At 62.2% G+C, this 12,820-nt stretch carries 11 protein-coding genes and 1 pseudogene; 4 read left to right on the top strand and 8 right to left on the bottom strand.

Features of this window, described 5'->3' with window-relative positions:
- Positions 1-118 precede the first annotated feature (118 nt).
- Genes bchE through M8744_RS00050 form a run of 3 tightly spaced genes read left to right on the top strand, consistent with a single transcriptional unit; the run spans position 119 to position 4,211 of the window.
- Positions 119-1,780 carry a magnesium-protoporphyrin IX monomethyl ester anaerobic oxidative cyclase gene (bchE, locus tag M8744_RS00060; RefSeq protein WP_251407500.1) on the top strand — a complete coding sequence of 554 codons (1,662 nt, stop codon included), beginning with the start codon at positions 119-121 and terminating at the stop codon, positions 1,778-1,780.
- Entirely contained in the window at positions 1,773-2,429 is a 657-nt protein-coding gene (gene bchJ / locus M8744_RS00055) for a bacteriochlorophyll 4-vinyl reductase (protein ID WP_251407497.1), read from the top strand. Before bchE ends, bchJ begins: the two co-directional genes overlap by 8 nt.
- 9 nt (positions 2,430-2,438) lie before the next feature.
- Complete coding sequence (locus tag M8744_RS00050; RefSeq protein ID WP_251407494.1) at positions 2,439-4,211, top strand: SLC13 family permease; 1,773 nt, start codon at positions 2,439-2,441, stop codon at positions 4,209-4,211.
- Between the two features lie 129 nt (positions 4,212-4,340).
- Here M8744_RS00050 and M8744_RS00045 read toward each other — a convergent pair whose 3' ends face one another.
- The 6 genes from M8744_RS00045 to fabA all read right to left on the bottom strand — a co-directional run bounded on the left by M8744_RS00045 (position 4,341) and on the right by fabA (position 10,318).
- Positions 4,341-6,119 (bottom strand): SLC13 family permease, encoded by a 1,779-nt coding sequence (locus M8744_RS00045; RefSeq protein WP_251407491.1) that lies wholly within the window; start codon positions 6,117-6,119, stop codon positions 4,341-4,343.
- Between the two features lie 210 nt (positions 6,120-6,329).
- The gene (locus M8744_RS00040) at positions 6,330-7,142 is read right to left on the bottom strand and encodes a TIGR00282 family metallophosphoesterase (protein ID WP_251407488.1); all 813 of its coding nucleotides are present in this window, start codon (positions 7,140-7,142) and stop codon (positions 6,330-6,332) included.
- Between the two features lie 124 nt (positions 7,143-7,266).
- The gene (locus tag M8744_RS00035; RefSeq protein WP_285813206.1) at positions 7,267-8,058 is read right to left on the bottom strand and encodes an enoyl-ACP reductase FabI; all 792 of its coding nucleotides are present in this window, start codon (positions 8,056-8,058) and stop codon (positions 7,267-7,269) included.
- A gap of 7 nt (positions 8,059-8,065) precedes the next feature.
- Entirely contained in the window at positions 8,066-9,295 is a 1,230-nt protein-coding gene (fabB, locus tag M8744_RS00030) for a beta-ketoacyl-ACP synthase I (protein ID WP_251407486.1), read from the bottom strand.
- A 169-nt stretch (positions 9,296-9,464) separates the two neighbouring features.
- Positions 9,465-9,803, bottom strand: coding sequence for a zinc ribbon domain-containing protein YjdM (locus tag M8744_RS00025; RefSeq protein WP_251407483.1), 339 nt, complete (start codon positions 9,801-9,803; stop codon positions 9,465-9,467).
- Between the two features lie 5 nt (positions 9,804-9,808).
- Positions 9,809-10,318 (bottom strand): bifunctional 3-hydroxydecanoyl-ACP dehydratase/trans-2-decenoyl-ACP isomerase, encoded by a 510-nt coding sequence (gene fabA, locus M8744_RS00020; RefSeq protein ID WP_251409966.1) that lies wholly within the window; start codon positions 10,316-10,318, stop codon positions 9,809-9,811.
- Positions 10,319-10,467: 149 nt separating this feature from the next.
- On the opposite strand from fabA, the gene irrA reads away from it, so the two are divergent.
- Positions 10,468-10,890: an iron response transcriptional regulator IrrA gene (gene irrA, locus M8744_RS00015; protein ID WP_251407480.1), complete on the top strand. Its 423-nt coding sequence runs from the start codon at positions 10,468-10,470 to the stop codon at positions 10,888-10,890.
- Positions 10,891-11,281: 391 nt separating this feature from the next.
- Here irrA and M8744_RS00010 read toward each other — a convergent pair whose 3' ends face one another.
- Together M8744_RS00010 and M8744_RS00005 are read right to left on the bottom strand one after the other, a co-directional pair.
- A complete protein-coding gene (locus M8744_RS00010) occupies positions 11,282-12,739 on the bottom strand; it encodes an ATP-dependent nuclease (RefSeq protein WP_353049783.1) in 1,458 nt (485 codons plus the stop codon).
- Positions 12,736-12,820, bottom strand: a pseudogene (locus tag M8744_RS00005) (IS5/IS1182 family transposase); the annotation flags it as partial. The gene M8744_RS00010 and the pseudogene M8744_RS00005, both read right to left, overlap by 4 nt.

The raw sequence follows: 12,820 nt of genomic DNA, 5'->3' as shown, positions 1-12,820 counted from the left end.
GGCGAAAGGCCGGCCGGGGTTCAATCCCCCCAGGCACATGGCCGGGATTTGATGTATGTCAAGTTGGGTTGACACTTTCCAATGTTAGGTTGGCAGGACACAGAAGGGAATCTCTGCCATGCGTATCGTTCTTGTTCATCCCAATTATCACTCCGGCGGCGCCGAGATCGCGGGGAACTGGCCACCGGCCTGGGTGGCCTACCTGGCCGGGCATCTGCGCGATGCCGGCTATTGCGATGTCACTTTTCTGGATGCCATGACCAACCACATGGAAGACGACGAACTGGCCCGCAGGCTGTCCGAACTGGAACCTGACGTGGTTGGCGTCACCGCGATCACGCCCTCGATCTACAAGGCCGAGGACGTTTTGAAAATCGCGGCGCAAGTGGTGCCGGGCGCGCTGCGCGTGCTGGGCGGGGTGCATGCCACCTTCATGTACAAGCAGGTACTGTCCGAAGCGCCCTGGATCGACGTGATCGTGCGTGGCGAGGGCGAAGAGATCTTTACCAACCTCATAACGGCCATCGACCAGGGCCGCTGGCCCGAGGGCCGCAATAAAATCAAGGGGCTGGCCTATACCGAAGGCGATCAGATCGTGGCCACCCAGGCCGCCCCTACCGTCAAGGATCTTGACGCCATAAACCCGGACTGGTCGCTTCTGGAGTGGGACAAGTACATCTACATCCCGTTGAACAAGAAGGTGGCCATCCCCAACATGGCGCGCGGCTGCCCGTTCACCTGTTCATTCTGTTCCCAGTGGAAATTCTGGCGCGACTACCGCGTGCGCGACCCCATCAAGGTGGTGGACGAGATCGAGGACCTGGTGAACAACCACGGCGTCGGCTTCTTCATCCTCGCCGACGAGGAACCCACCATCAACAAGAAGAAATTCGTGCAGTTCTGCGAAGAACTTATCAAGCGCGGCCTGCCCGACAGGGTACAATGGGGCATAAACACCCGTGTAACCGACATTTACCGAGATCGCGATCTGCTGAAATTCTACCGCAAGGCCGGGCTCGTACATGTCAGCCTCGGGACCGAGGCCGCAGCACAGCTCAAGCTGGACCTGTTCAACAAGGAAACCAAGGTCGAGGAAAACAAGGAGGCGATACGCCTTCTGCGCGAGGCCGACATCTTTACCGAGGCGCAGTTCATCGTGGGCCTGGACAACGAGACCGCCGAAACCTTGGAAGAGACATTCCAGATGGCCTGGGACTGGCAGCCCGACCTTGCCAACTGGTCGATGTACACGCCCTGGCCCTTTACCCCGCTTTTCCAGGAATTGAAGGACCAGGTCGAGGTTTTCGATTTCTCGAAATACAACTTCGTAACCCCCATCATGAAGCCCGAAGCCCTGACCCGGGGTGAGCTGCTGGACGGCGTGATGAAGAACTATCGCCGGTTCTACATGCGAAAGGCGTTGTTCCACTATCCATGGCGCGGCACCGGCTATCGCCGCCGGTACCTGCTTGGCTGCCTTAAGGCATTCCTGAAGGCCGGTGTCGGGCGCACCTTCTACGACCTGGGCAAGGCCGGATACTGGGGGCCGCAGACAAAGGGCAAGGTGGATTTCCACTTTGACGAAACCCGCACCATCGCCGACGCACAGATGGAAGACTGGGAAGCCGCCGCCGATCGCGCGGCCCGTGCCGCCGAACGGCGCGAGGCGCTGCGCGCACAAGGCAAGGCCCGAGCCGAGGAACGCAACGCCCTGAAAATACCCGAAGATGCCGCCAAGGCGGTGGCCGGCGGTCGCAGCACGGAACAGGTGGATGCTTGATCACTCTGGCCTGTCCGGGGGCCGGATCGGCCCCAACGCACTGATGCAACTGGCCCCCGTGCTTGATCGCGACGTGGGCGTGGACGCACGCCATGCCCTTTTTGCCGCGCATGGTCTGATGGAAGTGCCCGACGGCCGCGTCATGATCGACGAGGCGCTGGTGGCCGCCATCCACCAGGACATGCGCCTGCGCCACCCCGAACATGCGCGCGCGATGGCGCGGGCGGCGGGGCTGGCCACGGGCGATTACCTCCTGGACAACCGCATACCCGCCTCGGCGCGCAGGCTGCTGCGCACCCTGCCCGCGCCCTTGGCGGCGCGGGTGTTGACCCGTGCGATCACGGCCCATGCCTGGACATTCTGCGGCACCGGGCACCTGACCGCCCGGCCCGGGCATCCCACCGTTTTCGACATCACCGCCAACCCCGTGGTCCGCGGCGAAATCCGGCCCCGGCCCGTATGTGACTGGCACGCGGCCGTGTTCGAGCGGTTGTTTACCGCCCTTGTTCATCACCGGGCCCGCGTCCGCGAGGTGACATGCTGCGCGATGGGTCACGCGGCCTGCCGGTTCGAGCTGCGCTGGCGCCGGCACCCAACCGGCAGGAAATCGCTGCATACTCTGCGTGACGGGCAGGAACAAACGGTCTAAACCTGCGTCATGACGCAAGATCAGATCATCCTGTTTGCCCTGTTTGCCAGTGTCTTTGCGATGCTTCTATGGGGGCGCTTTCGCTATGATATAGTTGCATTTTCAGCGTTGCTGATCGGCGTCGTGCTGGGCGTGGTGCCCTCAAAAGACGCATTTGCCGGCTTCGGCCACCCAGCCACGCTGGTCGTGGCGCTTGTGCTGATCGTTTCAACGGGGTTGATGCGCTCGGGCGCGGTGGGATTGATCACGCGCACGGTCATCGACAGCAGCCGCTCGCTTGGTCATCACATCACGCTGATGGGCGGCGTGGGCGGCGTGTTGTCGGCCTTCATGAACAACGTGGCGGCACTGGCGTTGCTGATGCCCGTTGACATCCAGACCGCGCGAAAGGCCGGGCGCAGCCCGTCGCTGTCACTGATGCCGCTCAGTTTTGCCACCATCCTGGGCGGCATGGCGACGCTCATTGGCACACCGCCCAACATCATCATCGCCTCTATCCGCGGTGATAGCCTGGGCGAACCGTTCAAGATGTTTGATTTCGCCCCCGTGGGCGGGCTAACCGCCATCGTCGGGCTGATTTTCGTGGCAACCATCGGCTGGCGGCTGATCCCCCACCGCGACGATGCCATGGCCGAAGCGCGCGATTTCGCCGCCTATATCGCCGAGTTGACGGTGCCCGAGGATTCGGAGCTGATCGGGCACCGCGTGGCCGAGCTCCTGACCGATGCCGAAAAGGCCGATGTCGCAATCATCGGGCTGGCACGCGGAGGTGAGCGGCTTTACGGTAGTGCCCGTAACGCCACCATTCGCGCCGAGGACGCGCTGGTGATCGAGGCCGCGCCCGAGGCGCTGGACGAGTTTCGCACGGCCATGAACCTGGCCTTTTCCGACAAGACCCGCGAAGAACAACTGCGGGCCGAGGGCGACGGGGTCGACCTGCTGGAACTGGTTGTGCCAGCCGATGCGCGCATCGTGGGCAAATCGGCGCAATCCATCGGCCTGGCCTGGCGGCAGCGCTCGGTGCTGCTGGGCATCTCGCGCCAAGGCAAGCGGATCACCAAGCAGGTGCGCAAGACCACCGTGAAACAGGGCGATATCCTGCTTGTGCTGGCCCCGCGCGACCGCAGCACCGAGGTGGTCAACTGGCTGGGTTGCCTGCCCCTGGCCAATCGCGGCCTGGCCGTCACCGAAGACAGCAAGACCTGGGCCGCGATCGGCCTGTTCGCCGTGGCCGTCGCGCTGGCCAGTTTCGGCCTGATATACTTGCCCGTCGCACTGGGAATCGTGGTCGTGGCCTACGCGCTGTTGCGCATCGTGCCGCTGTCCGAGCTTTACGACAGCATCGAATGGCCGGTTATCGTGTTGCTGGGCTCGATGATCCCGCTAGGCGCGGCGCTCGAAGACGCGGGCGGCACCGCCCTTCTGGCCAATAATCTGGTCAGCCTGACCGAGGGATGGCCCGCTTGGGCGATACTGGTCGTGCTGATGGTCGTAACGATGACCCTGTCGGACGTGCTGAACAACACCGCCACGGCCATCGTGGCAGCCCCCGTGGGCATCCAGATGGCCCATAGCCTGGACATGTCGCCCGACCCGTTCCTGATGGCTGTGGCCGTCGCCGCCTCATCGGCGTTCCTGACGCCGATCGGGCACAAGAACAACACGCTGGTCCTGGGCCCGGGCGGCTATCGCTTTGGCGATTACTGGCGCATGGGCCTGCCGCTCGAAATCCTGGTGATCGCGGTTTCAGTGCCGCTGATCCTTGTGTTCTGGCCGCTGTAATCAGCCTGCAAGGCAGGCAGGGCACGCACGCGGAAAGCCCTGCACAACCGCGGGCCGATGCCCAGGCTTGTTCGGCGTTTTCTTTCCCCGCCACGCTCGCGCCGCGTTTTCCGCGCGCCCGTCATTGCATCAGAACGGAAAGAAAAACGGTATGAGCGCCGAGGCCAGTATCCCCATGGTCAGGTTCAAAGGCACGCCCACGCGCATGAAGTCTGTGAACTTGTAGCCACCCGGCCCGTAAACCAGCATGTTGGTCTGGTATCCGATAGGCGTGGCAAAACTGCAGCTTGCCGCCACCATCACCGCCACGACCAGCGGCCGCGGGTCGATACCCATCACCTGCGCCAACCCGATGGCGATGGGCGTTATCACCACCGCCACGGCGTTGTTGCTGACCATCTCGGTCAGCACGCTGGTCAAAAGGTAGATCACCCAGACGATCACGAAGGGCGACAGCCCCGACAAACCCGGCGCAATCGCGTTGACGATCAACGCCACCGCGCCCGTATGTTCAAGCGCCGCACCGATGGCCAACATGGCAAAGATCAACGCCAGCAGGCGCCCCTCGACAAAGGAAAACGCCTCGTCCGCGTCGATACAGCGGGTCAGCAACACGATCGCCACCGCGATCACCGCCAACGGCAGAAGCGGTGCAACGCCCAGCCCTGCCAGTATCACCACACCCACCAGCGCTGCCACGGCCAGCGGCGCATGACCCCGCCGGAACGCACGCGCCGACGGGTGGCTGACATCCACAAGGTCCATCTCGTTGGCCAGGCGCTGAATGTCCTCTGGCGTCCCTTCCAGCAGCAGCGTATCGCCCACGCGCACCACCAGTTCGTCAAGCTGCCGGCCAATATTCTGGTTCCGCCGGTGCACCGCCAGCGGATAGACCCCGAACCGCCGCCGCAGCCGCAACGCGCCCAGCCGCCGGCCGACCATCTTTGCCCCGGGCGTTATCAGTACCTCGACCGTGCTCGTCTCGACCGCGCTGATCTGGTCGACGCGCTTCAGGCTCTTGTCGCGTTGCAGGCTCAACAACTCGGTCATCTGCGTGCGCAGCACCACGCGGTCGCCCACTTCCAACGTGACACCCTGCAGGTTGCGCCGCAGCGACTGGTCGCCGCGGATCACGTCGATCAGCCGCACGCCCTCACGCTTGAACAATTGCACGCCCGTCACCTCGCGACCGATCAGGTTGCTTTCGGGCGGAATGACGGCCTCGGTAAAGAATTTCATCTTCGAGCGGTCCGACAGCATGCTGGCCATGCTATCGCGTTCCGGCAACAGCAAGGGCCCGATCACCCCAAGGTAGAACATGCCCCAGACCACCAGGACCGCCGCCAGCGGCGTGACCTCGAAGATCGAGAACGCCTCCAACCCGTTGGCCCGCGCCACGCCATCCACCAGCAAGTTGGTCGATGTCCCGACCAGCGTCAGCGTCCCCCCCATGATCGCCGCATAGCTGAGCGGGATCAGGAACTTGCTGGCCGATTGCCCCAACGTGCGCGCCAGTTGCACGAAAACCGGGATCATCACCACCACCACCGGGGTGTTGTTCATGATAGCCGAGGCCACGATGACAAACCCCAAAAGCATCGCGATGGCCATGCGCGGGCGGGTTTGCGCATGCCGGTCGGCATAGGCGGTAAAGGCATCCAGCGCGCCGGTGCGCACCAGCGCCCCCATCACGATGAACATCGTGGCAATGGTCCAGGGGGCGGGGTTCGACAGCACCTCCAGCGCCCGGTCATAGGGCACCAGCCCCAGCACCAGCATCAGCGCGGCACCACCGATCGCGACAACTTCGGTGGGGTACCATTCCTTTACGAACAGCACGAACATCGCCAGCACGACGACCAGCGACATGACAGCCTGCGTTGCCTGGGAAAACTGAAAAAGCTCCATGCCCGCGCCCTTGCTACCCGCACTCACCACGCGTCAGTCTCGCCCATGCCCCGAACCCGAGCAAGAGGGCCAGAACACCGCGGCTGCACTTGGCAGACGGGCGGACACCATGCCTGGATCGGCACCTGCCGAAAACATCCCCCGACGGGGTGCAGATGTGCCTGCCCGCCATGATCGCCACGGGCGCGGGCACGCTCCACGTCCCTGGGCTCACGGGCCCGCCTGCGGCAGGTGGCCGCCCTGGCGGACCATCTCGATCCGCGTGGCGCGGCCCGTCTTGTCGTCGGTTTCGATGTAGACGCCCGACAGCGTCGCCTCGCCCAGTGCCGGGGTAAAGCGGCCCTTTCCCATACCCGTCACGAAACGGCGCATCGGCTCGGATTTCTCCATCCCGATGACCGAGTTGTAATCGCCGCACATCCCCGCATCCGATAAAAGCGCCGTGCCCCCCGGCAGGATCTGCGCATCCGCCGTGGGAACATGGGTATGGGTGCCAACCACCAGGCTGGCGCGCCCATCGCAGAAATGCCCCATGCCCATCTTCTCCGACGTGGCCTCGCAATGCATGTCCACGACCGCCGCTTGCACCGCCCCGCCCAGCGGCTGCGCGCGCAACACCGCGTCGATGGCCGAGAAAGGATCGTCGAAGGCTCGTTTCATGAAAACCTGCCCCAACACCTGCGCCACCAGGATCTTGCGTCCGCGTGCGTCGGAAAACACCCGCGCCCCGCGCCCCGGCGCCTGCTTGGCATAATTCAGCGGCCGCAGGATGCGCGCATCGCCCTCGATGGCCTGCAACATGTCCTTCTGGTCAAAGGCATGATCGCCCAGGGTCACGCAATCCGCGCCCGCCTCGAACAGCAGCTTGGCATGGGCCGTGGTCAAGCCGGCCCCGTTGCTGGCATTCTCGCCATTGACGATCACGAAATCCAGTTGCCAATCGGCCCGTAGCCGCGGCAACCGCTCGGCCACCGCCACGCGCCCCGCGCGCCCCATGACATCGCCCAGGAACAGGATCTTCATGCGCCGGCTACCTTCTTCCTCTTGCCGCAAATACCCCGGGGAGCCCGAGGGGCAGCGCCCCTCGGCCCCGAGGCCCGGAACGGGCCGAGACAGGCAGCGCGCGCCACGGGCGCGCCCCGCTCGCTCACAGGTTCTCGGGCTGGGGCATACCCAGCACGTGATACCCGCCATCGACGTGAATGACCTCGCCCGAGGTAAAGGCCCCCGCGTCCGACGCCAGCCAGACGGCGGTGCCGCCCACCGCCTCCAGCGTCGCGTTCGATCGCAAGGGCGCGTTCGCCTCGGTGTGCTTGTAAGTCTTGCGCGCGCCACCTATGGCTGCGCCGGCCAGCGTCTTCATCGGGCCAGGGCTGATCGCGTTGACGCGGATGCCATCCGGCCCAAGGTCGTTGGCCAGGTAGCGCGTCGTCGCTTCCAGCGCCGCCTTGGCCACGCCCATCACGTTGTAATTGGGCACCACCCGGTTCGATCCCTGGTAGGTCAGGGTCAACATCGTACCGCCCTGCTCCTTCATCAGCGGATAGGCGCGCCGAGCCACATCGATGAAGGAATAGGCCGAGATATCCATCGAGTTCTTGAAGTTCTCGCGGCTGGTGTTGATGAACCGCCCGGTAAGCTCCGACTTGTCGGAATAGGCAATGGCATGCACCAGGAAATCAATGGTCGGCCAGCGCTCGGCCAGTTCGCGAAAGGCGCGGTCCAGGGTCGCGTCGTCAGTCACGTCGCAATCGACCATGAAATCGCTACCCACGCTCTCGGCAAGGGGGGAAAGCCGCTTGCCGAAAGCCTCGCCCTGGTAGGTAAAGGCCAGTTCGGCCCCCGCCCCGGCCATCGCCTTGGCGATGCCCCAGGCGATCGACCGGTCGTTGGCGACGCCCATGATCAGGCCGCGCTTGCCCTCCATCGAATTCATCATCTTCGTGTTACCCGCGATATCTGGACAGGATCATCGACCCGTTCGTACCGCCAAAGCCGAACGAGTTCGTCATCACCGAGTCGAGCCCGGCATTCTCGACCAGCGCCGTCGCGATCTCCGCGGGTTTCAGCGCGGGATCCAGCGTTTCGACATTGATCGAGGGGATGATGAAATCATGCTCAAGCGCCAGAAGGCAATAAATCGCCTCCTGCGCGCCGGTGGCACCCTGGCTGTGGCCGGTCATCGACTTGGTCGAACTCACAGGCGGCGTGCTGCCCTCGCCAAAGACGCGGCGCACCGCCTCAATCTCGCCCACGTCGCCCACCGGGGTCGAGGTGCCATGCGCGTTGATATAGCTGACCTTGCGATCCTCGGGCAGGGTTTGCAGCGCCAGGCGCATGGCCCGTTCGCCGCCCTCGCCGCTGGGTGCGACCATGTCGTGCCCGTCGCTGGTGGCGGCATATCCGGTGACCTCGGCATAGATCTTTGCACCGCGCGCCTTGGCATGTTCCAAGTCTTCCAGGACAAGGATACCGCCGCCCCCGCCGATCACGAACCCGTCACGATCCACGTCGAAGGCGCGGCTGGCGCGCTCGGGCGTGTCGTTGAACTTGCTGCTCATCGCGCCCATGGCATCAAACAGGCACGACAGCGTCCAGTCCAGTTCCTCGCCGCCACCGGCGAACATCACGTCCTGCTTGCCCATCATGATCTGCTCGGCCGCATTGCCGATGCAATGCAGGCTGGTCGAACAGGCCGAGGTGATTGAATAATTGATCCCCTTGATCTGGAACGCGGTGCTGAGGTTCGCGCTGATTGTCGAGGACATGCATTTCGGCACGGCAAAGGGTCCGATCCGTTTCGGGCTGCCCTTTTCAAGCACCGTCAGATGCGCGGCCAGCATGGCCGATGTCGACGGCCCGCCCGAGCCCGCCACCAGCCCGGTGCGCGGGTTCACGACATCGCTTTCCTCAAGCCCGGAATCGGCGATGGCCTGGGACATGGCGATATGGGCATAGGCGGCCCCCGGCCCCATGAAGCGCAACGTGCGCTTGTCCACGTACTCGGTGATGTCCAGTTTCACATCCCCCGCGATCTGGCTGCGAAACCCGTGCTCTTTCATCGCCTCGTTGGCGGTGATGCCGGATTTGCCCGCCTTGAGCGCGGCCAGAACCTCGGTGGCGTTGTTGCCGATGCTGGAAACGATGCCCAACCCTGTAACGACGACGCGGCGCATGTGGCCTCCCTTCATCTATTTGCTGACTGTGTAGGGCATGGGGGCGGTCAGGTGCAAGCAGGGATGGCGGCGGCAAGGCGCATGGGGGCGTCGGCAACTGGACATGCGCCGAAGTGGCCCGCCATTCGTTCAAGGCTGCTTAAAACGGCGGCAGGCGCGACCCCTGCCCCTATTTCGTGACCTTCTTAACGAATTGCGACTTGAGGCCGATCTGCCCCACCCCGGCGATCTTGCAATCGATATCGTGATCGCCGTCGACCAGGCGGATGTTCTTGACCTTGGTGCCCACCTTGACCACCGACGAGGTGCCGCCCAGCTTGAGATCCTTGATCACGGTCACCGTGTCGCCATCGGCCAGCGGCGTGCCCGCGCTATCGCGGATCACCTGCGCGGCCGCCTCCTGCGCCGACCATTCATGCCCGCATTCCGGACAGACCAGCAGCGCATCCATTTCATAGGTAAAGGCCGAACCGCAATCCGGACAGGGAGGCAAACCTGTTTCGCTCATCGCGTTCACGTCTCGCTCAACGCGACCTTCATGTCCTTGACCTCGTAAATCACCTCGCCATCGGCCTCGACGATGCCATCGGCCACGCCCATGGTCAGGCGGCGGGTTTGCACGGCCTTGGTGAAATCTATCTTGTATGTCAGCATCTTGCGGTCGGGGCGTACCATCCCCTTCAGCTTGACCTCGCCCACGCCCAGGGCATAGCCGCGCCCCTGCCAGCCGCGCCAGCCCAGGTTGAAACCCGTCAGCTGCCACAGGCCATCCAGCCCAAGGCAGCCCGGCATGATCGGGTTGCCGGGGAAATGGCACTCGAAGAACCACAGGTCCGGGGTGATGTCGAACTCGGCCAGCACATGGCCCTTGCCATGCGCGCCGCCGTCAGCGGAGATGTCGGTGATCCGGTCCATCATGAGCATCGGCGGCTCGGGCAGTTGCGCGTTGCCCGGCCCGAACAGCTCGCCACGGGCGCATTTCAACAGGTCTTCCTTGCCAAAGCTGGCGGGATAGTCGGCCATCTGCGACGCTTCCTTCTTGTCCGTCGGTGTCGGTTCCGGTTCCTGTAGCATTGGGGGGGGGGTGGGCTCAAGCCTGTGGTTATCTGGGGTTTTTGTTTGAAATTTCCGGTCGGTGCGCCCTATATATCCGGTGGAGCAAGGAATTCGCGATGACAGTGACCCAGCGGCAGATCGAACGTGGAACCGAATGGCTATCGGAGGGCGGGTTGCGCCCGACGCGGCAGCGCGTGGCGCTGGCGGCGCTGCTGGTGGGCGACGGGCACCACCGCCACGTCACCGCCGAAAGCCTGTTCGCCGATGTCCGCGACAGCGGAGAAAAGGTAAGCCTGGCAACGGTTTACAACACGCTACGCGCCTTTTGCGAGGTCGGGCTGCTGCACGAGATCACGGTGGACGGCACCAAGAGCTACTTCGACACCAACACCCATGACCACCCGCATTTCTTCTGGGAGGATAGCGGCACGCTGCAGGACGCGCCCAGCGAGGAACTGGAGATCAGCCGCCTGCCGGAGGTGCCCGAAGGGGCGGAGCTGGCCTCGGTCGACGTGGTGATACGGCTGCGCCGGACCTGACCGCGCGAAAACGGGCGCGCGCCCCGTTAACCGCGCGATCCGGCCAGGATGGCGCGCATTTCCTGACGAAAGATGAACGCATACCGCGCGGCCCAAGCGCCAGACCGCGCGGTTTTGCACCGTCCGCAGACGTAACAGACGCGTAACCCGGCCGCATATCCCCCGAAAACCGCCCGCCCCGCGCGATCCGCCCCCGAAACCGCGCGGCCATTAACCCCCTGCGGGGCGCGAACCCCGCCAAGCGGCCCACGCGCGATCGGCGGCGGGAAAGGTTGTTGGTCGCCGGGTGTGGATGGTTGTCAGGAAGCGGGCCGGAGCGGACGTTCGTACGAAACTCGTCTGACGGCCGCTCCCAGCCTAAAGGAGATATTCTTAAATGTTGGGTATCCCACTAACCAACCGGCAATTTCGCTTCAACAGTTTTTATAAAGCTGTCAATTGGCCCTGAAAGCTGTTTTTTGACGATACTGTTCGCGTTTTCAGCTGCAAATTCTGCAAGCCAGTTCTTAGCCTGTGTTTTGACACCGTCACTCCAAGGCTTGCCGGCCTGTCGGAAGAGACGCTCTGTTGTATTCGACCACTTTTGTTTGTCTTTTGCCATGGGTTTCTTTCTGACATCGACGCCAAACTCGGCGAGGAACGCATCAGCGTAAACGGATTTATCGTACAGGTCTTCTAACTCCGCTTCCAACAAGTGCGGAACAGTACAAAGATTCACATCCAAGAGCTTTAGAACTTTGTCATCGACTGCACGCTGCACGGCACTTTGACCGGCTTTATCATCATCCATAAAGCACTGTAGCAGACAAGCGCCTGCGTTGTAGAAAGAAGCCTTCTGGCGTAAAGCACTTGCGCCGCCCAAATGATCGAACTTGACTGTTCCGCTACAAATTGCCTCTTTAAGCGGTTCGCTTCGCGCAGCAACTATAGCGGATAGTGCGATAGCGTCGTCGCTACCTTCAACCAAAAGGACCACCCTAGCGTTCTCCAAGTTGTCGGAAAACCGAACTCCAAGGGCCTCGCGAATATCTGCAACGTGGGCCGCAGGGGCCGCTTTACTATTTTTGACGATGATTGTGTTATTCAAATTACTTGGGTCGACAAACAGCGGTGAATGACTCGTTAAAACCACCTGATTTTTTTCAGCAAGTGATTCAATTACTGATCTGAGTTCATGTATCGCGCGAGGATGGAGGTGCGATTCGGGTTCTTCGATTGCTATGATGCTACTGCCGTCAGTATTAGAACTTTGCTCTGAAGCATGACGCATCAAAGCTAGAGCGACCAAGCTTTGAACACCGTCGCCTTTGCGATTGAGTCTTGTGAGGTTTCCATCGTCTACAATAATTTCCACGTCTCGGCGCAACGATCGATACCGAGCTTCTCGACGTGTTTGTAAATCGACCGATTTCACATTTGGCAAGAAACCGGCAACCGTTGACTGAATTGTACTGGCCAACTCTTCAAAGACCGGTTTTTGCAGATCCTCAATCACTTGGACTGCATTGGTATATTCCTCGTCCCTTTCAAGTCGAAGCAATTCCCGTTCAACTAACTCGGATATCACTCTTGACGCAGATTCCGCAGTTCGAATTGCCGGAATGTACTCAAACGAAATCCTTTGAGATATGAAATCAGCAATTCTCGTGCTCTTTTTGGTCAGCGGAGCTTGCCCGCGACCCGGCTTCTTAATCAGCACATCGAAGTCTCTCTGGCCGAAAGATATCATTAGCGGAAGCGTTCCGTTTAGATTGCTTTTTATCTCGTCTTTAAACTCTTGAGTCTCAGTTTCGTTAAGCTCAAATTCTAACGTGATGTTGGATGTGCTTTTGCTAGGCTCAGGACTCATAGCCAATAAATGACGAGCGCCGCGAGTGCGATGGCGGAGAGGAAGACCTTTGGGCATCTGTCGTATCGGGTCGCCACACGT

It is taken from the genome of Lutimaribacter degradans, assembly GCF_023703375.1.
GTDB lineage: Bacteria > Pseudomonadota > Alphaproteobacteria > Rhodobacterales > Rhodobacteraceae > Lutimaribacter > Lutimaribacter degradans.
This window is presented reverse-complemented; position numbering and strand designations above follow the sequence as displayed.

What these genes read in the sequence shown, in the direction of transcription:
- bchE (WP_251407500.1), top strand. Translation starts at nt 119, where the DNA reads ATGCGTATCGTTCTTGTTCATCCCAATTATCACTCCGGCGGCGCCGAG.
- bchJ (WP_251407497.1), top strand. Translation starts at nt 1,773, where the DNA reads ATGCTTGATCACTCTGGCCTGTCCGGGGGCCGGATCGGCCCCAACGCA.
- M8744_RS00050 (WP_251407494.1), top strand. Translation starts at nt 2,439, where the DNA reads ATGACGCAAGATCAGATCATCCTGTTTGCCCTGTTTGCCAGTGTCTTT.
- M8744_RS00045 (WP_251407491.1), bottom strand. Translation starts at nt 6,119, where the DNA reads ATGGAGCTTTTTCAGTTTTCCCAGGCAACGCAGGCTGTCATGTCGCTG.
- M8744_RS00040 (WP_251407488.1), bottom strand. Translation starts at nt 7,142, where the DNA reads ATGAAGATCCTGTTCCTGGGCGATGTCATGGGGCGCGCGGGGCGCGTG.
- M8744_RS00035 (WP_285813206.1), bottom strand. Translation starts at nt 8,058, where the DNA reads ATGATGAATTCGATGGAGGGCAAGCGCGGCCTGATCATGGGCGTCGCC.
- fabB (WP_251407486.1), bottom strand. Translation starts at nt 9,295, where the DNA reads ATGCGCCGCGTCGTCGTTACAGGGTTGGGCATCGTTTCCAGCATCGGC.
- M8744_RS00025 (WP_251407483.1), bottom strand. Translation starts at nt 9,803, where the DNA reads ATGAGCGAAACAGGTTTGCCTCCCTGTCCGGATTGCGGTTCGGCCTTT.
- fabA (WP_251409966.1), bottom strand. Translation starts at nt 10,318, where the DNA reads ATGGCCGACTATCCCGCCAGCTTTGGCAAGGAAGACCTGTTGAAATGC.
- irrA (WP_251407480.1), top strand. Translation starts at nt 10,468, where the DNA reads ATGACAGTGACCCAGCGGCAGATCGAACGTGGAACCGAATGGCTATCG.
- M8744_RS00010 (WP_353049783.1), bottom strand. Translation starts at nt 12,739, where the DNA reads ATGAGTCCTGAGCCTAGCAAAAGCACATCCAACATCACGTTAGAATTT.